The sequence below is a fragment of the Nafulsella turpanensis ZLM-10 genome, assembly GCF_000346615.1.
Taxonomy (GTDB): Bacteria; Bacteroidota; Bacteroidia; order Cytophagales; family Cyclobacteriaceae; genus Nafulsella; species Nafulsella turpanensis.
On record NZ_ANNU01000008.1, the window covers coordinates 131,926 to 152,943 of the forward strand.

A 21,018-nucleotide genomic window follows, 5' to 3' on the forward strand; every position below is an offset into this window, starting at 1 on the left:
AGCGATGAAGATCTTTCAGAAGACTTGGCCAAGGATGGTTCACCAGACGAAACCCTTTAATCCGAAATTTCACCCTTAACATAAGGAGCCAGCACTGACTGCCATACTTTATACCCCTGCTCATTCATATGAAGTTTGTCTTTCTTAAAGATGTGTTTATATACCTCCCCTTCTTTATTGAGCATGGGCGTCCATATGTCTGCAAAAAGAGTTAGTGGCGTTTCTTCAGCATATTCCTTTAGCAGGCTGTTAAATTCCTCATACTGCTCTTTCATTTCCCACCTTGCCACACTCGGTTTTACAGAAATAAATACCACCGGCACCCCTGGAAGCTCTTCTGCTATTCTTTGGCGAAGTTCTTTTGCTTCATTCAAAATATCCCCTGGCTTTTCATCATACCATAAATCGTTATCGCCTTCGTAAACAAAAATTCTGGAAGGCTTATAAGAGTAGATAAGCCTGTTATCGTAATAAAGGAGGTCGGAGAACTCTGAGCCACCCATCCCTCTGTTCAATATCCTTTCTTCAGGAAAATCATCAGCAAGAGTATTCCAATGGGCAATGGAGGAGCTGCCTACAAATAATATTGCTCCTTCTTCTGGAGGACTCTTCTTATCCAGGGCTTCAAACTGCTGAACAGTTTCTTCAAATCGTTTTGGTCCTAATTCGCTGCTATCCATGTCTCCGCAGGCTTGAAGTAAAAAAAATACCGCAACAAGAGTTATTAAAAACTTCATAAGAAATTTCCTTTTGGGCCTACCCTGAAATTTAGCACATAAAGAATGAGGGCTATGCAAGGCAGATTTAAAATTAAAATTTTTAGAGAAAGAAAAGAAAGGTGTGTAGCGTGAATTAAACGGAAGCACAACAGGCATAAGGCCGGATGAAATCTATCAACTATATACTGCCATGCTTATACGGTAAAACTCACATATTTTCCGGGCCTGTTTGAAGGAATAAGTATCTAAAAAAGAAACGGGAAAACTTAGTACATGTTTTCAAAACTTTATCGTTAGAAGTAAGTAGTTGAATATGGAATCGGACACAAACTGAATACAACTGATAGTTACTCCAATGTGAACAACTAGCTAAATATCCTCCCTTTTTAAACGCACCAGGCGCTTTTTCAGTCCGATTTTATCCTGCTTTTTCTAAGTGTTTTCAGAACCCACCTAATCGGTATGGTGTGCACCCACTTACCTTGTGCAGGAATACAGAAATTCAATTCTATCTATATGCTAAGCAAAGACATTCTGATGGCTTTGAAGCGCCCGATTACCTTACGAATAAGGTATTATAAGCGACAAATCCAGTTCTTTCAACAGAAAGAAGCACTCCCTCTTTTAGAGAAAACTGCAGCTAATTTAAGCAAGGGGCGCTTTTCCCTTCTCACTGTGGAAGAAGTCCGTTCGGCCATTGTTCTCTATTATCAGGAAAGAATAAAATTGCTAACGAAAAGACTAGAGGGAAATACTGCCATAGAAAACTTCACCTGTCGTAAATGCAAAGAACATATTATTCCGATTACACGGCTTTTCCAGGAACCGGAACGTGAATATTGTGATCTCTGCGAACCTTATGATACGCAGGAAGTGAAAGTAAACATGACAGCAGAAGAACCCTCTGCCCCGCCAAACTTAAGAACACCGATTATCATGAAGAATATTTTAACTGCCGTAGATGCGGATGAACGAACCATTCAACTTGTTGACTATGCTGCTGAGCTTGCCTCCCGTTTTTTTGCAAAAGTGTGGATTCTCCACATCGACACAACAGCCCCGGGATTTATTGGCTATGAGATAGGCCCTCAATTTATAAAATATTTTAAACCGGAGGAATTACGGCAAGAGCATCAGCACCTTCAGGCTTTTGCCGACAGGCTGAACAGCCAGGGAATAGAGGCAGAATCTTTATTCATACAGGGCCCAACTGTTAAAATGATTCTGGAAGAGGCACGGAAACTACAGGCCGACTTACTTATCATCGGCTCCCATTACCACAGCTTTCTTTACCAGGCTTTTCAGGAAAGCACTTCTCTACAGCTTTTTAAACAGTCGAAAATCCCCTTGTTAACCATTCCCCTGGACGACTAAACATTAATTTTTTTACCACATTGATTTTTCCGGCAAAATGCCCGAGCAAATCCTCCTGCTTTCTCCTGCAGGCTTGCCAGAATGCGCATGAGCCTGGTGAGGTCGACCCAAAACATGGTTTCTTCGTCAGCCTCTATAATTTGCCGGCGGCCGGTGTAGCTGTTTCTTTTAAAACCTCCCGTATAGCATCTATTAGTTCTTCAATGGTTTCAGGTGTTTCTTTTTCTTCCTTTGCCTGGCCAAGAACTGCAGGAGAAAGCAGGAGGAACAGCAGCAATAATAAAAGGACTGGGAAGGACCGGATCTGTTTCATCTTTAACTGGCGGTTTAATTCTCTAACTGTTGAACTTTTACAACTTGTCAATCATATCCCCAAGGTCGCTTACCCCTAAAGTGAACATGATAATGATGATGCCCAGAATGATTTTTACTACGGCCGGAATCGGGAAATTAAACTTTTTACTTAGCCAACCATTTGTTGCAGGAAGATAAAAGATGGCAAGGAGAAGGTATATAATACCAGGCACCGGGTGCACCAAAATCATGTTTAATATACCGGTGACCGCCATAACTACGGAAAATACTCCACTGAATATATTTCCGGCATTTAGAGTATTATTCATAGGTCTTGTGCTTAAAATTTAGCTTTTTCATCTGGTAAAGGATTAGCAGTTTTTTTTGAGAAGAGCCTGCTTTGCTGTTTTTATTCAAAGCCAAAAATCAGCGGGAAAAGAAAGAGGACGATAAAGACCCAGATACCATAAACAGGCAGAAATGTGGCTATAGTTCTCCCTGCATCTGCTATATCGGACTTCCTGCTAAGTGATTTAAAAAGCCGTACAGTAATAAAGAGCAGGTTTAGCAGCATGAGTAAGTTACTCCCCAGCACAGCCAACCTGTTAGGGGTAATGCCCCATTCTGCTATCCGGAACAAAATGGCCGACAGCGCAATGCCGTTTACTACAATGGTTACTGCCGACAAGAGGAAAAGAACCCAGGTAGTAGCAGTGGTATTTCTGTCTGTTTTGGAGCTTTCGGCCACTGAAAAGAAAATGATAGCCATCACTCCAAGCAGGAGTAAATTGAAAATTATCAAAAATTCGCGGTCATTATAAGGATCTTTGCCTGAATAAATGATGGCAAAGAGATAAATGACCAGGGTTACCAGCACCAGCGGGCTGAATATTTTCGCTATTACCGGGGAAACCTTATTAACCAGTTGCGGATTCGTCTGGGTAAGGTAAGTACCAACAATAGGCGCGGCCGCTGCTCCAAAAATGCCAATATATTCTGCGTAGAACTCCTCGATCTCGAATCCGATGAGCGAAAAGAGCCCGATGGTGAGTCCGGTCATAATCCCACCGGCAATCAGGATAAGGGTGGTCATTACTACCAAATCGCCATTGTACCTTAAAAAGCTGAGTCGCTTATTATCATCTCCCAGTTTATCACCAACATAGGCAGTTCCTAACAGTACCCACAACAGCAGGGGCAAATGAATACAGGCCAATAGTAAGGTGTCGCTCTGGTCGGATGCAGGAAGAACATTGATATAGATAAGTGAAAAGAGCATTACACCACAGATTGCAGCAATTTGTTTAAGCGGCAGGCTGTTCTTCCATGCGAAATAGGCCGTAAGGAGTGGCAGAAAAATGAAACCAATATTTCGCTGGTAGAAGAACTCTTCGCTTACCGATAAAACTGCCGGTAGCTTTGCGATAAAACCTGCCAGCAGAGAGGCAACGACTACGAATAAAAACTCCCTGCCCGTGCCCCAGTTAATCTCATCGCTTTCGTAGTTCAGTCTTTCATTCCAGAAATCAGCGAGTGCGTTGCCCTTAAGCTCCGGATACAGGGTACTGAATTCCTGTTTAAAAGGGCCTCTGTTGCTGCGGTACAGCTTTTCGAGCTGAGCAGGATTATTCAAATTGGAAAGTATGGTGTCTTTCATGATTTTTATGCTTTAATGTTGCACTTCATACCCGTCGTTACTGACTGATTAATTCCACATCGTGCCGTCTAACCCCAAAACAACTCCAAGCCACAACCCTACGCAGTATACCACTACGCTCAGGAAAATAGCCAGGCCTCGGTTAAAACCGCGGGAACTCTGATAATCCATGAAAGCGTAAAATGCACCTCCGGCTGCACCGGCTAAAGGGGTTATAATTAAAGGTCTAATCATCCAGTACTTTCCCCATTCCGGAGCAGCTTCGTCCACCCCTGTAACAAAGAAGAGGATCACGGCTAAAGCAATTCCAGCACCCACTAATATGGGTTTAACTAATGATACCTGCTGAGCTGGCTGGTTCTGTAATTCGTTTTTTTGTGTCATGATTGTGTAGGTTTAGATGTTTTAAATTGTTTTATATACATATAAAGTACTTTGAAATGCAAAGCAAAAGAATAAAAAAATTTTGTCCTGTTTTTTTGAAAGGAAGCAGCTAATCAGCCACCCCCTTAATCAGTTTCTCCAAAGCATTTAAATGCTCGTCAAACGCTTTTTTGCCCTCTTTAGTCATAAAGTATTTTGTATTAGGCTTTCTGCCCACAAATGTCTTTTCCACCCCAATAAAATCTTCTTTTTCCAACCCCCTAAGGTGGCTGGCCAGATTACCATCCGTTAAATTAAGGTATTCCTTCAGTGCATTGAAATCAAGCTTATTATTTACAGCCAGTGCCGACATAATGCCCAGTCTGATCCTGCTCTCAAATGCTTTATGTAAACCATTTATGGATATCTTCACCGTTCGTACCTAAAATGCATATAAAGCCCATATACAATATGGACAACCCCAAAACCAACCGCCCAAAACAGCAAGCTATATTCAATAAAGTAAGTACTTATCAACCCCAGGCCAATTTGAATCAGGCCCAGATACTTTACATCTTCATAGGTATACTTGCTCGCATTATACAGGGCAAGGCCATAAAACAGTAGCGTTAATGGCGCTATGAGCCCTATAAGGTCTTTTGAAAATAAAATAAGAATTAAAATCCCTCCAGCCACTAAAGGAACAGCCATGTTGGATAAAAGCTGTCTGGATGTGGGGTTCCACGCTTTTTCACCTCTTTTTTCAGCCTTCTTGGAGGAAAGGTAAATAGCTGTACCTACTGCCAGTATCAAGACAACCATAGCTAAAACCATCACCTTTAGGAAGCCAGAAGATAAACTGTCTGCTTCTACCGTACTGTAAATAATTTGATCAGGATTAAACTGGAAAACTTCGTAGGCAACATAGGCTCCCAACAATCCATAAATACCTGCCATGATGCCCGCCCAACCCGAAAGCGACAGAAATTTGGACGAACGTTCCATCATGGAGCGTATCTCAGCCAGGTCCCGAATATAATCCTGTTCTTTTTTCATTTAAAGTACTTTGTGTTTCAAAGTTAAAAAAGGAAATGAATATTAAAAATTTTTTCAACTTCTTTTTTAACATAACCAAGAGAAAACTCAAAACGGGATATAAAATAATGACGTAAGCCCACTGGCTTTCACAAACTTACCTCTTTAAACATTGATTCTGCAGGTTTAGGGGAAAGTATTCTAATCGTACTGGTAATTTGGCCCCAGCTCACCCGCAGCAAAATGCTAAACCGCAAGCGCAAGATATACCTGAACCAAAGGCTGATGCTTTTTTTACAAAAGCACAACTGCCGTTCATGGTCTGACGATTGCTGCTCTGTTTGCTATGCAGGGTGAGTATCAGATTGAGAACCCGAAACTGTTTTACCTGATGCTGATACCTGCTCTTGCCTTTTTCCTGATCAACTTTTTTAGTCAGTTGAAAGAAGGGCTCATTAGCACTTTCCGCCTTTCCAGATCAATCACTTATTGCCCTGGCGCTTATTATAGGACTCTTAACTGAACTTCCAGTCATTGTTGTAGTAAGCCAGACTTTTCTTTATCTTAAAAAGAAAGTGAGTTTTTCCTCACTCATTCAATTTTTGTATTACTGTTTGCTTTATTCAACTTAAAACTCAGCTTAAGTCTAAGACTTTATTTATCCAGAAAGCCCAAACACTTTCTTTGTACTTTTTCTTTTTGTATAAGACAGGCAGGATATCTGCTTCCCATCTTTAAAAAGTCTATGGATAAACCAAGATACTGGAGAGCATGCTTCAGCGGCATCATTGCAACTTACATTATGACTGTGTCCGCCTACTGGGTGAGTAGCATTGGTCTTCCTCCCACTGATCCAAGTCGCCTAATGGCTTACTCTTTTGGGCAGGCCCCTTACCTTTTCGGTCTCGCAGCCCATTTCATGAATGGCATCATTGTAGGCCTTATGTATGCGCGCTTGCGAAGCTTTGTGCCCGGGCATTCAATTTGGATAAAGGGCATTGTAATTGGGATACTAATGACGCTTGCTGCCCAGCTGCTAGTGGGTCCTTCTGTTGGACCAAAGGGTTTCTTTTGGCAACAGGCCCAGCCATTAGCCGTTTTAGCCACCAGTACTATTGCCCATCTTGTGTTTGGCCTTGCTTTGGTTGCCTCATACGAGGAATAGCGACAATTTTATTCAGCGACACTGAAGCGGGAGGAACCAACCGCTTGGACACCATCGAGCATTGCTTTTATCAGGGCAACATCCAGTAACATTTCAGGGATGAATTTATGCTGAAAAGCTGTAAGGATGAGTTTAATTTCTTCCCTCTGCCCTGGCTCAACCCCTGGTTTTTCTATTTCCAACACCGGCAAATTCTTAATTCCGGCCAGAGCCTGTTCAATAAGTTCCTGCTTTCTTTCTTCATAAGCGGCAGAGCCAACCAATGGCTTAATTCGGCTCCAGGCTTCTTCGAGAAAATCAGGCCAGTTGGCGATTCCGCGATAATAAGAGGATACCAGAGGATGGCCGTGGGTATCCTTTATGGAAGAAAAAAGATCCCTGACCCGCTCGGATGCTTTTTCAGGATCCACCATCTTTACTTTGCCTGTTCCTTCTGCTATGCCTAAAGGTATTTCGGAAGAATCATGCTCTTTAGCAGCTTTCCCCTCCTCTGCGGACCTACTGTTAAAGCTTGTTTCGTAAAAAGCGGTGGTTACCAGTAAAAGCTTTGGCAGCACATAAAAAATCGTATCATTGAAAGCCCGCAAGCGGTCCATTTCACCTATGTTTTCCCAATTCACCCCTGAAGAAGCGGGAACCGGCTCTAAAAGAGCCATGCTATGTAGATAATCGGCTTCTTTTTCAAAGACCCTGGAGCGGAAAGCAGGTCGTAGTGCTTTCCAGGCATTTTCAAGGTAGTCCGGGTAATTGGCTAAGGTCCTGAAAATGAGGTTCACCAGTGGAACCCGTAAAGTTTGCTGAATATCTTCAAAAACAGGACTAATTTGTTCGCCTGCCTGATCGGGCATAATATCCGGCTTTCCGGCGGCTAACTCCATTCCTCTTTTAATTTCTTCTTCCTGATTCATTTGACCTTCCATAAGTATTTGGTTTTTCATCCAACCCTTTTAAATAATCAATCATCTTCTGATTGTGCTGACCTACTTCAATGATATATCCATCAAAATCTCGTATGTAGCACCTCATTTCCCAGATACCCATATGCCTGAAAATTAAAATGTTAGATTCCTATCAAACCCGAAAGAAGTCAGGCTGTTTAAACAAAAGCACCTTCATAACTATCATCTTCTAAAGAATTCGCCTTGTATAAAGTATTATCCATCCCTCCCCCGGTTTAATCGCGCATTTCTTCTTTTGAGTTTGTTCTGCTTTTTAACTTCCATTTACTACCCTTAGCCTGGCATTAAGCTGCTTTTCATACGATTCATAGGCCCCCTTTCCAAACCCGGAACACAAACAAAAGCTACTGACCACCGTTAGATTTTTCAGTACTGCCCACTCCTGAAATCAGAAGTTCGGAAGGAGAAATTGAGGGAGAAACAGATTGAGCCGATAGGGAAGTCTTGTTCTAAAAGAGCCTCTAAGCTTAAGGCCACCATCTGTTTGTGGTAGAGGGATAGAAGAAACGAATTTCGATTTTATAACAGTTAAAAGAGAAGAGTTATGGCAAAAGAAATGAGAGCCGCAAACTACAGCGAATTTGGCGGTCCGGAGAAGGTGAAAGTGAGTTCTATGGAGGTGCCGGAACTAAAAGAAGGCGAAGTATTGATCAGGGTAAAAGCTGCGGGAGTTAATCCGGTAGATGCGGTGATCCGGGAAGGCTACTATAAAGATATGATGCCACATTCTCTGCCGGTGATTCCGGGTTGGGATGTTTCTGGTGTGGTGGAAGAAAGGGGCCATGCCGCCAGAAGGTTTGAAGTGGGAGATGAGGTATATGCCTATGCCCGCAGGCCCGAAGTCAAATGGGGTACTTTTGCAGAATACATTGTCATTCCTGATAGCTATTTAGCCCGAAAACCTAAAAATATTTCCCATGATGAAGCCGCCGGAATTCCGCTGGCAGGTCTCACCGCCTACCAATCACTTTACGGTGCCGGAAACCTACAGGAAGGTCAGCGGGTGCTGATTATTGGCGCCTCAGGGGGTGTTGGAAGCTTTGGCATTCAACTGGCAAAAATAAAAGGGGCCGAAGTAGTAGGGGTGGCCAGTGATAAAAATCATGCCTATATGCGGGAGCTAGGGGCCGACCATACCATCGACTATAAGAATCAGCACATTGGCCAGGCTGCCAAGGAGATTTATCCTGATGGTGTGGATCTTATCTTTGACTGTACCAGCGGAGAAAGCCTGCAACAAGGCCTGATGGCCCTGAAGCCATCCGGAAAGCTGGTCTCTATCCTGAACCAGGGAGAAGGCATAGACCCTGGTATTGATTTTCAGTGGGTATTCGTGGAGCCGAATGTAAGGCAGCTGGACCATCTGCGGGAGCTGGCGGAAGCAGGAAAATTAAAAGTGCAGGTAAGCCAGACTTACCCACTGACAGAGGCCGCTGAAGCCCTGAAGCAAATCCACACCCTGCATACTACAGGAAAAATAGTGGTGGTTCCCTGAGCTGAAGTAAGTTAAAACAGAGCTGTTTTGAACAGTTTCACTTTTTAAAATTCAAAGACAAATTATGCCTGATCAACATCCTGAATACCCACAACTCTTCTGGAGCATGAGCCTGGGAAACCTGATTATTAAAAACAGGGCTGGCCTTGCCCCCATGACACGCACCTCTGCCGAAGAAAACGGAGTACCCTCTGCCCAAATGGTTCAGTATTACAGTCGTTATGCAGAGGGCGGTTTTGGCCTGCTGATTACAGAAGGCACCTACCCCGACGAAGCTTATAGCCAGGGATACCTTAATCAACCTGGAATCGCCAACAGGCAGCACATAGAAGGCTGGAAAAAGGTTATTTCCAAAGTACATGGGGCAGGTGCCCGTATTTTCTGCCAGCTCATGCATGCCGGAGCACTCTCGCAGGGAAATATTTATAAGCAAGAAAACATTGCCCCTTCGGCCATTCAGCCTAAGGGGGAGCAGTTAGGTTTTTATGGTGGAGAAGGCCAATATCCCGTGCCTGAAGAAATGAGCAGAGAAGATATTCAACAGGTCATAAATGGCTTTGCAAATGCGGCCCTTAATGCACGTGATGCGGGCTTCGATGGGGCAGAAATTCATGGAGCCAATGGATATCTGCTAGACCAGTTCCTGACGGACTACACCAATCAGCGAACGGATGAATATGGTGGAAGCACCGAAAACAGGGTACGGCTGCTGATAGAGGTATGTCAGGCCGTGCGGGAAGCGGTAGGCGATGATTTTCCAGTAGGTATTCGCATATCACAGGCAAAGGTGAATGACTATACTCATAAATGGGCCGGAGGAGAAGAGGATGCCCGCATCATATTTAGCAGCCTGGGTAAAGCAGGCCTGGATTTCCTGCATGTAACGGAGTATCAGGTAGGTGAAGCAGCCTTTGCAGCAGGTGGACCCAGCCTTGCTTCACTGGCAAAAAAATGGGGGAGACTGCCTGTTTTCGCCAACGGCAGCATCACTACAGGAGAGCAGGCCGAGAAGCTCCTGGAAAAAGAGGAAGTAGATTTGGTGTGCATCGGTAAAGCAGCCCTTGCAAACAAGGATTGGCCTCTGAAAGTAGCCCGTGGAGAAGCCCTGGAGCCTTTTAAACCCGAAGCTTTCTTTAACCCCAATGCAAAACTAAAGGAATTTGAACTGTAGAAATGGAGTGGAAAATAAATAATTGTATTTATTCATTATCTAAAACCACCTGATCCTTTAAAATTCAGAAACAGAACGTACACCCTCCTTCGCAACTATTTGCCCTTGAAAAAGAGCCTTTTCAGCGAAACGGGCAAAACAAATTTTAAACAAAACTATTCCGGAACAAGAAGGCAAGGAGTCTTTAGCTTCTCCTTGCCTTTTCTACCGTTTAAGCTTCTCCCCTGGCTGGATAATCATTTTGTTTAATGTATTGCAGCCCCTGCAAAAGCTCCTCCAGGTTAGGTCTGGTAAAAGGCATACTTTGGATTGAATAAGCATAAAGGCTTTTATCAGGCTTAATTAAAAAAAGACCCGGCTCGCTAAAAACATCAGGCTCCCCCTCCTTTATTCCATGAGAAACGGATAAGCCCCACTTCCTTGCCTCTTCGATGGATAAACCATAGGCCAGCTTCAATTTATCAAGCCCCCATTCTTGATAGGTTTTTTCGGCCCGTTCTTTGGAGTCTGAACTCGCTGCTACCACCCGGATGCCCATATTTTCAAACTTCTCCACCAACTTAGCCAGCTGCGGCACATATGACCTACAAACAGGGCAGTGGTAGCCACGGTAGAATAGCAGTAAAGTCATAAAATCTGCTTCATTCGCCTGTTCCGTACTCCAGCTTTCTCCATTTATCAGCTTTAAGCTTAATTCTGGTACTTCTTCTCTTGGTCTCAACATAAAACAATAGTTTATTGACTGAAAATATTGTTGTTTAGATACTATTTGGTACGACCCTTCGTAAAGCGTGGTTTGGCAAAAGGACCCAAAAGGAAAGCGAGCACAAAGACAATGCTTATACTTGCACTGATGAGCTGAACTTTAAAAAGTTTTATCTTTCGGTAAAGAACTTAATTGTTTGGTGACAAATGGATTTGTAAATGAAGAAAAAAGTAAGCCTATCGTGGTCGGGAGGAAAAGATTCGGCCTTTGCCCTGTATAAAGCATTACAGCAGGAGAAGTTGGAGGTACTAAACCTGCATACCAGCTTTAACGACCAGCTAAAAAGGGTGGGAATGCATGGTACACCCGAAAGTCTCATCGAACTGCAGGCAGCCGTAATTGGCCTACCACTCTACAAAATATACATTCCGGCCGCCAGCAGCAATGAGGCGTACGAAGCCGCCATGCTTACCTTTTACCGGCAGCAAAAAAAAGCAGGTATCGAAGCCATTGTTTTTGGCGATATTTTTCTGGAAGATTTAAGGGCGTATCGTGACCAGCTTTTGAAAAAAGCCGGACTGGAGGGTATTTATCCTCTCTGGCAGCAGGATAGCCGGCAACTGATCCAGGATTTTATGGCAGCAGGTTTTAAGACAACCATCTGTGCAGCCGATGCAAAATATTTTGGAAGAAGGGCCGCAGGACAAGTTATTGACCAGCCGTTTATCGACCAGCTACCGCCCGAGGTAGATCCATGCGGAGAAAGGGGCGAATTCCACACCTTCGTGTCGGAAGGCCCTGTTTTTAAAGAGCCTGTCCCATTTAAAATAGGCGAAGTACTGGGCAAAAGCTATGGAATGGGGAAAGGCACAACACAGAGTATCGACTTTTGGTTTGCTGATATTAAACCGGTGGAGGAATAGTATTCCGCTGGGCTCAAACTAAAAATCCGGGAAAAGCAGGGAGATATAGATCCCCCACCGCTTTTACCCGGACTCCGTTCACCACTAATTTTTTATTCCAAAAAAAGCCTCTTCATCAGCTAAAGCCCGGCTGCTTAGCGTATCAGCAAAACGTCACCTATTTTATTGATGGTTTTCCCGTCATTCAGCTCTGCTGAAATTTTATAAATATAGGTATCTGAATTACAGAGGCGACCTTTATAATAGCCATCCCAGCCCTGGTTTACATCATTCGTACTGAAGACAAGCTCTCCCCATCGGTTAAATATCTGGAACCGGTAACTAGTCACGCCTCCTTTTATATGCGGATGGAAGACATCATTCTGGCCGCCTCCATTGATATGCCCACCATTGGGGCCGCTGGTATTAGGTGTAAAGGCATTGGCCATCTTCACCTCGCCACCACCTACAGCCCGAACAGCACGCTCGACCACTACAGAGTCCATACAACCCTGTTCACTGCGCACCAGCAGCTTAATTGTATATGTACCCGGCTGCTGGTAATAATGAACAGGCTCAAACTGGTCTGCCCCTTCGTAGATGGTTCCGTCGCCAAAATCCCACTGGTACCAAACACCGCGCTCTGAATAGTTGGCCACATATACTGGTTCTTCGGGCACATATACCTGCTCCTTGCGCACCACAAAATCGGCTGTTGGTTTAGGATATACCCGCACCACCTCCTCGGCCGTTATACTTCCGTTGGCCGTGGCCGTACGGTTATAAGCATGTAAAGTAACATGGTAAATACCGGGTTTATTATAAGTATAACTTGGATTGATAGCCGTAGAAGTACCGACTCCGTCTCCAAAATCCCAGAAGTAGGCTTCCTCATCTGTATATTCAGAAGTATTGGTAAAGTTAACCGTTACCGGCCAGCAACCTTCTGTTTGTTCCATACTGAAGGACAGCTGCGGCGCGGCATCATCGACCTGCACATTCATTGAATAGGATTCAGAGCAGAAACCATTCGAAATGGTCATGGTAATGGTAAAGGCTCCGTAAGTGTTGTAGGTGTAGCTGCCGGGCTGCGTTTTTTGCATTTCCTTTCCGTCGCCGAAATCCCATGTGGTGGTAAACTTATCAGCATTGGGGGTGGTATTGGTAAGCTGGTAAGCTGCATTCGGCAGGCTTTTATGTAGTCCATCCAGGGTAAAGGAAGGAGGCAGGGCCGGATATACTACCACCTCACTGCTAATGCTGTCTTTGTGTCCCTGTGCAGTTGTTCCTACATATATCACTTCATAAGTAAGCGGATTACCGGTGGTATTGGTAAACAAAGTGGCATCATACACATCGGAGAGCTGACGGCTGTAATCGACCTGTCCTTTTACACCTGCATACCAGTAGCCGTTACTTACATTTGTCTTTTGCAAAATAAATTCCGGAACTTCCGGTAAACAGAGGGTATCTTTTTTCGGCGTCAGGCTCAGGCGGATGGCAGGATAAACTATAATAAGTTGCTTACTGCTACTCGTACATCCGTAGGTGGTATTATGGGCCGTAAGAGTAACTTCATAAAATTTACTGGCCTCGCTTGTGTTGGGGTAGCGGTGAGTCACTTCCGCCGCACCGCTTTTAAGGGGTGCGGAGCCATCGCCCCAGTTCCAGGTATATTCTACTCCCGGAATACGGTTCGTGTTAACAAACTTTATTTTCTGATTACTGTAAACTTCCGTTCCTGGTGCTACTGTAAAAGAAGCACCCACGGCAGGCTGTACGGTTATTTCCTTTACAACAGAATCGGCACAGCCACCGGCATTTCCGGCTTTGTACATAACAGAGAAAACTTTTTGCTGTGCAGTTTTATTTTCGAAAACATAATGCAGCATCGTGCTTCCAACAAAGGCATAGTCGGCTGCTCCAGCTTCTTTTATATACCAGCCACTATGGTCCTCCACCGCGCCCAGTGAGCGATTGGTAAAGTTAACTGCCAGCGGAGCACAGCCTTTTAGCACATCGGCATCGAAATCTGCTTTTACTTTGGGGTGAACAATTACCCGCATGGAGGAGTCGGCGGTACAGCCATTGGCAGAGGTAGCAACCAGCCGCAGGTTGTAGTGCAGCGGGCGGCTGTAAGAATCGTTCCGGTAAGTGTGGGCCGGAGGATTCTTTCCTTCCGAAGTAGTCCCGTCGCCCCATATCCAGGTATACTGCATGTCTGCCGCATTGCCTGCCGTCTGGTGCTCCACTTCCACCACAAAAGGCTCGCAGGCATCGGTTTTAATATTGAAGTAAGGTTTTGGCTCCGCAAATACGGTTAGCTGCACACTATCGGCCGTGCTGCAGCCAGCGGCATTTTCGGCAATCAGTTTAATCTGGTAGTTTTTCGTCTGGCTGGTTTCGTTCGTGAGTGTGTAGCGCACAAAAGTATCATCGGCAGCGGCTGTTTTGCCGGAGCTGTAAATCACTTCGCCGGTCTGCACATCACTTACAATCCAGCTGCGGAAATCGCTGTCGAGCTTTCTGCCGGAAATCATGGCATCAAGGCTACCGCAGGCTTCTTTTGGATAAACCTCGAAAGTGGCTACGGGGTCTTTCTTTACTTCTATGCTTATACCTTCGGAAAGAGATCGTACACATTCGCCCCCTTCTATTTCGGCGCTGACTTTCAGGTACACCTTAAACTTACCCGATTCGAGAAAGGTATAACTAAAAGCATTCTTTAAGTTGCCTTCAATCAGTCCCGGCTCCACCTTTTGTAAAGAAGCGGTGGCTACATTTTCGATATACAACTCATAGGTAGCTTTTGCAGAATCGCCCACGGTTAAGTTCTTAAAACTGGCCTTCAGCGGTCGACAACCATTGCCTTCCAGTGCGGCCAGTTCCAGGACCGGCTCATGTACCACAACCGGATTTACAACTACCTTCTCTGTCCACTCGCCCACACAGCCATAGAAGTTAGTGGCAGACAGGGTAATGGTATACTCTTTCGGCGCTTCGCCATAGGCTGGCCTGTTGTAGGCCACATAGAAATCACCATCCATTACACCTGCTTCGGCAGCATTGGAGGGCTCTTCTGAAAAGCTCCACTGGTAGTCGCTGATACCGGCTGGTAAATTTACCTTCAGCTCAAATACGGCAGAATCGCAAGCCTGCAATACGGGTTCAGCAGAAAACTGCGCCCATGGATTTGGATATATTCGGTAGGTGTTTATTGCAGGAATAATGCAAATTCCTTCCTTTTCGGCCGAAAGTACCAGCTGGTAGTCGAGGTATTTAAAGCTGGTATTTTTAAAGGCATAATCCAGTGTATCGAAAGCTGCTTCGCCTCCACGTTCCCGGCTAATTTCGTCTATAATTTTTCCGTCCAGTAAAACCGTCCAGGTATAGCGGTCGGCCTGTAGCTCCCGGGTGGCTTTGTTAGTGGCAAAGCGAATGGTTTTAGGCGAGCAGTTTGGCTCAAAAGGGCTGTAGGTTGGAATCGTTAGGTATCCGGCTGCCGCACCTGAACGTACTTTTACCAGCACAGGTTTGCTATCGATAGCACAGGTGTTAGGCTCATTGGCTTGTGCCCGCAACCAGACAGTATAAGTCTCGACACTATCATTCGGATTATAGAAATTGCTATAATCGACATACTGCTGGCCCTCCTGCAGGGGAATTTCCTTGGTAGCCACACTGTCGGATATGTGCAGGGTATAGGAAACACCTGCCGGGAAACGACTGGCCGGGTTCAGCGAAAAAGACTCGTTTGAGAAGCGAATAGTATCGCCGGTACAGACAAGGCCGCCTGCATAATTGTTCCCCAGTTTGGCAACAGGCAATTCCATCAGCTCCAGCGTATCGACTTTAATGGAAGAGCAACCGGCATGGTTCGTTACCTTAAGTGCCACCACATGAAGACCGGCTTCCTGAAAAGTCCAGTTGATTTTACCTTTCCCGGTTTTATCGGCATCGAAAGTGCCGCTGGCCTGATTTTCGGAGGTATAATTCATATCCCACTCCCAGCTTTTAATTTTGTCGCCGGGTACGGAAGAAGCCTTACTTTTGTCTACAAAGGTAGTCGTGAGACCGGCACAATAACCTTCCGTGCTAAAGTCAGATAGGGGGTCTTCTAAAATTGAAACCGTGTTTTCCTCGACTGTACTACAGCCGGTGGCATTATTCCTCGCCACTACCCGAACACGGTAGCGCCCTGGCTGTGTAAAAGTGGCCGTATACACATCTGCTTTCTCTAGCAGCTTTACTCCTGCCCCGCTCTTTATCGCCTCCCCTTCCAGGCTGTCGGGGCTATTTGCTGTACTGTTTCTTTTGTAGAGCTGATAGGTATAGGTGAAATCTTCGTTACTGCCCATCGTGTGACTAAAAGCAGCTGTAAAGTTTAGCTGCCCCAAATCTCCTGCACAAATATCCAGCTTATTGCCGGCTACACCATTTATAGAGGATGACACAGATGGCGCGTCAATCAACTCTATATATTGCTCCTCCACACTGGCACACGCGGCACCACTTACCTTTAGGTTCGTTACCTTCAGGCGCACCAACTGCTGGCCCGGCTTAGGAAAACCAGCAGGGAGAATTACTATCTGCTTATTATGGATTTTCTGTATCTCTCCACTTGCCACATCCACAATTTCCCAGTCGTAGCGGACATCTTCCGGTAAAATAATTCCGGCGCCCACACTGTAGCTGCCGTGCAGCTGCACCTCTTCATTCGGACAGAAGGCTTCCTTTTCATTTTCTTTTTTATTTGTAATCGTGATTTCTGCTTTCGGCTGAGCAACTACTTCTATAATGGCTCTTTCCTGTATAGGATCATTCCCGTCGGCCAGCGGATTGCAGTAATTCCAATTATTGAGGGTTACTTCAAAGCGCTCCCCTACTTTCGCCGTAGCCGGTATAATAATAGTTGCAGTTTTATTGTAGGGTGCAGATGGTCCCTGTGCCTTCTCTTCATATTCTTTTAAATCGCCTTCCAAAGGATTGTCAGTCACAATCTGATTACCCACTTTTACCCCTCCGGTAATAGTATTTTGGGTACCATAGACAAACTGTGTGGTACGCGATGGCCAGTTAAAATGGCTTTTCTCTTTTGGTGGAGTACAGTTCCAGCTGCTGTTATCTTCAAAGTTCACCTCCACTTCGGAGCCTGCACATACGTAGTATTTTGTTGGATTGAGCAGCAGGCTACCACCATTGGCATTATCCTTATCCCACACGATAACGGTACCAGACTGTTTAGGAGTGCTGCAAAGTTTATTATTAACCACCGCCTGAACAGTAACAGGATAGCTACATTTTGCATTTGCCCGGTCCGGGCCATATTCGAAGGTTGCTTCGCGCATTCGGTAAACATAAGCCTTCAGGTTCTCATCATAGCCAAGGCTGTCTATCTGGTTGATATCATTCGCTCCACCATAGCGCTTCTTGCCCATTCCCCAGTTAATTTCTACCTGCAGTGCGGTACGTGGCACTGCCTTTAATGTGTAGAAAGTAAAATATTTTACCCTGCCGGTTACAGGTGCACAAAAGCCTAACTGGTCGAAGCCTGCATCACTACCGGGCGCAAGTATACTACAGTCGTCCTGTTGCTGGGCATTAGCGCTACCCAGCTTTACCATGCTTAAAATACAGAATATTAAAATAAATCGTAGATGTTTCTCCACTGATGCTGCTCCTTCTCTTCTTGTCACTTACCAGTTCAGGAAACCATTCCTGAACACTTTGTAAAAATAGCCCCAACCAGCGCGTTTAAGCAGACCGCATCGGGCAGACAACTTACAGGGATCATAAAACAGCTATATTTTAACCTGATTGTATCTTTCTGATAATCAAGCTTTCTGCTTCTACTAATTATTACTAAGCCGGACAGGAAGGCTTAAGAAAAGGCGAAAGGAAAATTAAGCAATTTACCTATTGAAAATCAGGCATTTGTTACAGCAGAAGCTTTATTGGCTAAAAGGGCTTCCGTCGGGAGTGGGAGAAAAAAGCCTGCAAAGGAGGTTTTTAGCGTTGAAAAGAAGAAAAAGTACATGAAGGAGACCAAAAAACAAAGGAAGAGAGAAACCGTCTTCCCCTCTTCCTCTGTTTAAGCTGGTTAATTTCCGAATGAATAAGGGCTGAATTTAGCAGCAACCGCCCCCATTATAATGATAAGTCGATTCAGAAATAAAAATATCTTCCCGACCTAAAGAAGTAAGGGCGGCAGCGGTTTTATCGCAGACCGCCAGGGGCTGATTAAAGAGGAGCGTATGGCCTTTACGGTCGTCGAAATACTCCTCATCGCCAACATAAATGGCCGTTTTGCCGGTAAACACACAGGGGCCGTCGGCTGGCATAGGGTCTTTGATGGCACAAACTTCCACACTTTCAATCAGGATGTTCTCTTCGACTGCATAATGATTCGGAGAAAGTAAACGGTAAGGTCTCCTGGCACGGATTTCAATAGTTCCAAAACCTACGGAAGTAATCAGGTCGATATACTGCTGCAGAGGTAGGGAACCACTCAGGCATAATGCCCGCAGCTGCTCATCTTCCTTCAGCGCTTCCGGCATCGCTGTTTCGCAAACAGGGTCCGAAAGTACTAAACGGCCATGAGGCTTGAGCACCCGGTACATTTCTTTCAGGGCCCTCTTCAGCTCTTCCTCCTTAAAAATATTAAACAGGCAGTTTTGCGCGGCCACATCTACCGAAGCATCGGCTACCGGAAGGTGCAGGGCATCTCCTTTTTCCAGCCGTACGAAATCGGAAGAGAACCAGGGGTTCTGCTCCTCGGCCTCCTTAAAATTCTGGCGGCTGGCCTCCAGCATTTCATCTACCACATCTACGCCTATTACCGCACCCGGCCTCCTGCTAAAGTAGGCAAACTGAAGCAGCTCCATGCCACCCCCTACGCCAACATACAATATAGAAGGATTATTGACCAGGTCGCGCGGGTGCACCGTACTGCCACAGCCATAATTCATTTCCAGCATTTTCTTCGGAATACTCAGTTCAGGCAGCTGCCAGATGGGAGTAGTCGTACAGCAAAGCCCTACCTGCGGACTCAGTGCCGCCTGGCGATATAATTCTTCGGTAGCATTTAAATAGCTCATGATTCTTTTTTTGTACAGGCCTGTATTTTGAGGCCCTTCTGTAAAGTAGTAAGAGCAGGGCGTATATTCAAAATTACAATAAGTTTTGCCGGTTCTATTTTACAGGCAGCTCCTCAAACTCTGCTATCACAAGACTGTTGTTTTCCATGTCGTACACCACTCGCCGACCTGCCGGGGGCATATTGGCCGGTAAACTGTCGGCCCGATTGAGGCGTCGAAAGTCCCGGACTATTCGCCCACCCTTAAGGTAAATACTATCGTGGCCGCCGTAATCAGCGCCAAGTGCTTCGCTCAGGGGCGGGAGGTTGATGGTCCGAATGCTAAAATCACCCGTTAGCTCATGCAGCTGCAGCTTTGCATAGCCATTATTTTCCTTTTCCTGCACTACCACCCCTACTTCGGGCCAGCCATCTTCATCTAAATCGCTTATCCAGGAATTTTCCAGCGTTCCTTTCCTGAAGAAAGAATCGCCAATATAGCGCTGCCGGGCACTGTCGGCCATCAGGAGAAGGTAACTTCCGATGGACTTCCCGCCCCAGCTCAGGATCTTTACCTCCAGGCTGTCGCCTGTTTCCAGATGCTCCTGCTGATGAAAGATTTCCTCCTTTTTGTTTTCCGCCAGCTCAATAGTCTCCTCCGGCGCTCCCGATTCATTACAGGAACTTAAGGAGGCCAGGAGAATGGTACAACTGATTAAAAAATTCTTCACCTTTTCATTTATTTTAGTTCAGTAGTTCGTTTAACACGAACCGCTTCGCTTTGTCATTCCCCCGGGCCGCGCAGGCAGGAAATCTGTTCCCGCAACAGCTACTTTAAATACTTTGAGATAAAAGCAGCGACTATTCCCCTTCAATTCATTAACTCCCTGCCCTCAACTCTTCAGATGCCCTACGGGCATGACAAAAGAACTGTTACTGCGAAAAATAGCTTTTCATCTATTACAAGCCGCCTGCCTGAGCTTTTGGTTAAGCCACCGTCTTCACAGACACAGCAAGATCAGCATACCTTCAATCTGTAACTAAGCTTTTTGTTCAGCTTTGGAGAGTGTTTTGGTAGTATTCGAAAAGTTTTCGGGCTGCACTCAGGGCGGCGGTTCTTCCTTCTTTTACTTCTTCTTCTACCGCTCCCAGCTGCGAACGCACGCTGGAATGACTATAGAATTGCTGCTTAAGGAGGTAATCCACTGCGCTGTGCATCCAGCTGAGGTTCTGGCTTTGCCGTTGCTGCTCAAACCAGCCTTTTGTTTTAGTGTGGCGTTCATACTCTTCCAGCACCTGCCAGATATCGGCCAGTCCGCTGCCCTCCAGGGCAGAGCAGGTTAACACCCGGGCCTGCCAGTCACTTTCGGCTATAGGAAAAAGGTGGAGGGCATTCTGATATTCTGATTTTGCCTTGCCCGCCTCTTTCTTATTATTACCATCGGCTTTAGTAATGGCTATGGCATCGGCCATTTCCATAATGCCTTTTTTAATACCCTGCAGCTCGTCACCAGCCCCGGCCAGCATGAGCAGAAGAAAAAAATCAACCATATTGCGCACGGAAGTTTCGCTTTGCCCTACCCCTACGGTTTCAATAAATATAACTTCAAAGCCGGCCGCTTCGCACAGGAGCATACTTTCGCGCGTTTTAGCGCCGACCCCTCCCAAAGCACTTCCGGCTGCAGAAGGGCGAATATAAGCCAGCGGGTCGTGAGAAAGCTGTTCCATACGGGTTTTATCGCCGAGTATGCTGCCCCCGCTACGCTGACTGCTGGGGTCAATGGCCAGCACAGCCAGCTTCTTTCCAAGGCCGGTAATATAACTGCCAAAGCTTTCAATAAAGGTACTCTTTCCTACGCCAGGTACGCCTGTTATGCCAATGCGGAGCGACTTGCCTGTATGAGGCAAAATACCATCAAGCACCTCAGTAGCCAGCGCATGGTCGGCAGGAAGGCTGCTTTCCATAAGGGTGATGGCCCTGCTCAGCACCACCCGGTCGCCCTGCAACACCCCCTCAATATATTCTTCCGGACTTAGCCGTCGTTTGCGTTTTGTATTCATCTTCCTAAAACTAAAAAGCCCGGGCCAATTTGCCAAGCTTAA

The 21,018-nt window shown here is 45.6% G+C and carries 18 protein-coding genes; 5 read left to right on the forward strand and 13 right to left on the reverse strand.

Annotated features, from left to right (window positions below):
• Positions 1–56 precede the first annotated feature (56 nt).
• Positions 57–737: a GDSL-type esterase/lipase family protein gene (locus F752_RS23445; RefSeq protein ID WP_017730512.1), complete on the reverse strand. Its 681-nt coding sequence runs from the start codon at positions 735–737 to the stop codon at positions 57–59.
• 498 nt (positions 738–1,235) lie between these two features.
• On the opposite strand from F752_RS23445, the gene F752_RS26575 reads away from it, so the two are divergent.
• Positions 1,236–2,093: a universal stress protein gene (locus tag F752_RS26575; RefSeq protein ID WP_017730513.1), complete on the forward strand. Its 858-nt coding sequence runs from the start codon at positions 1,236–1,238 to the stop codon at positions 2,091–2,093.
• Positions 2,094–2,226: 133 nt separating this feature from the next.
• On the opposite strand, the gene F752_RS25995 is transcribed toward F752_RS26575, so the two are convergent.
• From F752_RS25995 to F752_RS0104405, 6 genes are all read right to left on the reverse strand, one after another.
• Entirely contained in the window at positions 2,227–2,406 is a 180-nt protein-coding gene (locus F752_RS25995) for a hypothetical protein (RefSeq protein ID WP_017730515.1), read from the reverse strand.
• A gap of 37 nt (positions 2,407–2,443) precedes the next feature.
• Positions 2,444–2,716 (reverse strand): hypothetical protein, encoded by a 273-nt coding sequence (locus tag F752_RS0104385; RefSeq protein WP_017730516.1) that lies wholly within the window; start codon positions 2,714–2,716, stop codon positions 2,444–2,446.
• A gap of 80 nt (positions 2,717–2,796) precedes the next feature.
• Positions 2,797–4,044, reverse strand: coding sequence for a DUF4153 domain-containing protein (locus F752_RS0104390; RefSeq protein ID WP_017730517.1), 1,248 nt, complete (start codon positions 4,042–4,044; stop codon positions 2,797–2,799).
• A gap of 48 nt (positions 4,045–4,092) precedes the next feature.
• Positions 4,093–4,428, reverse strand: coding sequence for a hypothetical protein (locus tag F752_RS0104395; protein ID WP_017730518.1), 336 nt, complete (start codon positions 4,426–4,428; stop codon positions 4,093–4,095).
• Positions 4,429–4,537: 109 nt separating this feature from the next.
• The gene (locus F752_RS0104400) at positions 4,538–4,840 is read right to left on the reverse strand and encodes a winged helix-turn-helix domain-containing protein (protein WP_026135513.1); all 303 of its coding nucleotides are present in this window, start codon (positions 4,838–4,840) and stop codon (positions 4,538–4,540) included.
• Positions 4,837–5,463 carry a hypothetical protein gene (locus tag F752_RS0104405; RefSeq protein WP_017730520.1) on the reverse strand — a complete coding sequence of 209 codons (627 nt, stop codon included), beginning with the start codon at positions 5,461–5,463 and terminating at the stop codon, positions 4,837–4,839. The genes F752_RS0104400 and F752_RS0104405 overlap by 4 nt, the downstream gene beginning before the upstream one ends.
• A gap of 724 nt (positions 5,464–6,187) precedes the next feature.
• Here F752_RS0104405 and F752_RS0104410 point away from each other — a divergent pair.
• Positions 6,188–6,607 (forward strand): DUF6789 family protein, encoded by a 420-nt coding sequence (locus F752_RS0104410; RefSeq protein ID WP_017730521.1) that lies wholly within the window; start codon positions 6,188–6,190, stop codon positions 6,605–6,607.
• Between the two features lie 8 nt (positions 6,608–6,615).
• Here the strand turns inward: F752_RS0104410 and F752_RS0104415 are convergent, their stop codons facing one another.
• Positions 6,616–7,545 (reverse strand): halocarboxylic acid dehydrogenase DehI family protein, encoded by a 930-nt coding sequence (locus tag F752_RS0104415; RefSeq protein WP_017730522.1) that lies wholly within the window; start codon positions 7,543–7,545, stop codon positions 6,616–6,618.
• Positions 7,546–8,110: 565 nt separating this feature from the next.
• On the opposite strand from F752_RS0104415, the gene F752_RS0104420 reads away from it, so the two are divergent.
• Together F752_RS0104420 and F752_RS0104425 are read left to right on the forward strand one after the other, a co-directional pair.
• Complete coding sequence (locus F752_RS0104420) at positions 8,111–9,061, forward strand: NADP-dependent oxidoreductase (protein ID WP_017730523.1); 951 nt, start codon at positions 8,111–8,113, stop codon at positions 9,059–9,061.
• 64 nt (positions 9,062–9,125) lie between these two features.
• Positions 9,126–10,232, forward strand: coding sequence for an oxidoreductase (locus tag F752_RS0104425; protein WP_152425025.1), 1,107 nt, complete (start codon positions 9,126–9,128; stop codon positions 10,230–10,232).
• 211 nt (positions 10,233–10,443) lie between these two features.
• On the opposite strand, the gene F752_RS0104430 is transcribed toward F752_RS0104425, so the two are convergent.
• The gene (locus tag F752_RS0104430; RefSeq protein ID WP_017730525.1) at positions 10,444–10,956 is read right to left on the reverse strand and encodes a redoxin domain-containing protein; all 513 of its coding nucleotides are present in this window, start codon (positions 10,954–10,956) and stop codon (positions 10,444–10,446) included.
• Between the two features lie 200 nt (positions 10,957–11,156).
• On the opposite strand from F752_RS0104430, the gene F752_RS0104435 reads away from it, so the two are divergent.
• The gene (locus F752_RS0104435; protein WP_017730526.1) at positions 11,157–11,861 is read left to right on the forward strand and encodes a Dph6-related ATP pyrophosphatase; all 705 of its coding nucleotides are present in this window, start codon (positions 11,157–11,159) and stop codon (positions 11,859–11,861) included.
• A gap of 134 nt (positions 11,862–11,995) precedes the next feature.
• Here the strand turns inward: F752_RS0104435 and F752_RS0104440 are convergent, their stop codons facing one another.
• From F752_RS0104440 to meaB, 4 genes are all read right to left on the reverse strand, one after another.
• Complete coding sequence (locus tag F752_RS0104440) at positions 11,996–17,464, reverse strand: T9SS C-terminal target domain-containing protein (RefSeq protein ID WP_017730527.1); 5,469 nt, start codon at positions 17,462–17,464, stop codon at positions 11,996–11,998.
• A 504-nt stretch (positions 17,465–17,968) separates the two neighbouring features.
• Complete coding sequence (gene arsM / locus F752_RS0104450) at positions 17,969–18,937, reverse strand: arsenosugar biosynthesis arsenite methyltransferase ArsM (protein ID WP_017730529.1); 969 nt, start codon at positions 18,935–18,937, stop codon at positions 17,969–17,971.
• A 94-nt stretch (positions 18,938–19,031) separates the two neighbouring features.
• Positions 19,032–19,646: a hypothetical protein gene (locus F752_RS0104455; protein WP_017730530.1), complete on the reverse strand. Its 615-nt coding sequence runs from the start codon at positions 19,644–19,646 to the stop codon at positions 19,032–19,034.
• Positions 19,647–19,968: 322 nt separating this feature from the next.
• On the reverse strand, positions 19,969–20,976 hold the full coding sequence (meaB, locus tag F752_RS0104460) for a methylmalonyl Co-A mutase-associated GTPase MeaB (RefSeq protein ID WP_040664259.1): 1,008 nt from the start codon (positions 20,974–20,976) through the stop codon (positions 19,969–19,971).
• Positions 20,977–21,018 lie beyond the last annotated feature (42 nt).

Bases quoted from the DNA above. Each gene is read 5' to 3' on its own strand.
- F752_RS23445 (WP_017730512.1), bottom strand. From the start codon at position 737: ATGAAGTTTTTAATAACTCTTGTTGCGGTATTTTTTTTACTTCAAGCC.
- F752_RS26575 (WP_017730513.1), top strand. From the start codon at position 1,236: ATGCTAAGCAAAGACATTCTGATGGCTTTGAAGCGCCCGATTACCTTA.
- F752_RS25995 (WP_017730515.1), bottom strand. From the start codon at position 2,406: ATGAAACAGATCCGGTCCTTCCCAGTCCTTTTATTATTGCTGCTGTTC.
- F752_RS0104385 (WP_017730516.1), bottom strand. From the start codon at position 2,716: ATGAATAATACTCTAAATGCCGGAAATATATTCAGTGGAGTATTTTCC.
- F752_RS0104390 (WP_017730517.1), bottom strand. From the start codon at position 4,044: ATGAAAGACACCATACTTTCCAATTTGAATAATCCTGCTCAGCTCGAA.
- F752_RS0104395 (WP_017730518.1), bottom strand. From the start codon at position 4,428: ATGACACAAAAAAACGAATTACAGAACCAGCCAGCTCAGCAGGTATCA.
- F752_RS0104405 (WP_017730520.1), bottom strand. From the start codon at position 5,463: ATGAAAAAAGAACAGGATTATATTCGGGACCTGGCTGAGATACGCTCC.
- F752_RS0104410 (WP_017730521.1), top strand. From the start codon at position 6,188: ATGGATAAACCAAGATACTGGAGAGCATGCTTCAGCGGCATCATTGCA.
- F752_RS0104415 (WP_017730522.1), bottom strand. From the start codon at position 7,545: ATGAAAAACCAAATACTTATGGAAGGTCAAATGAATCAGGAAGAAGAA.
- F752_RS0104420 (WP_017730523.1), top strand. From the start codon at position 8,111: ATGGCAAAAGAAATGAGAGCCGCAAACTACAGCGAATTTGGCGGTCCG.
- F752_RS0104425 (WP_152425025.1), top strand. From the start codon at position 9,126: ATGCCTGATCAACATCCTGAATACCCACAACTCTTCTGGAGCATGAGC.
- F752_RS0104430 (WP_017730525.1), bottom strand. From the start codon at position 10,956: ATGTTGAGACCAAGAGAAGAAGTACCAGAATTAAGCTTAAAGCTGATA.
- F752_RS0104435 (WP_017730526.1), top strand. From the start codon at position 11,157: ATGAAGAAAAAAGTAAGCCTATCGTGGTCGGGAGGAAAAGATTCGGCC.
- F752_RS0104440 (WP_017730527.1), bottom strand. From the start codon at position 17,464: ATGGTAAAGCTGGGTAGCGCTAATGCCCAGCAACAGGACGACTGTAGT.
- arsM (WP_017730529.1), bottom strand. From the start codon at position 18,937: ATGAGCTATTTAAATGCTACCGAAGAATTATATCGCCAGGCGGCACTG.
- meaB (WP_040664259.1), bottom strand. From the start codon at position 20,976: ATGAATACAAAACGCAAACGACGGCTAAGTCCGGAAGAATATATTGAG.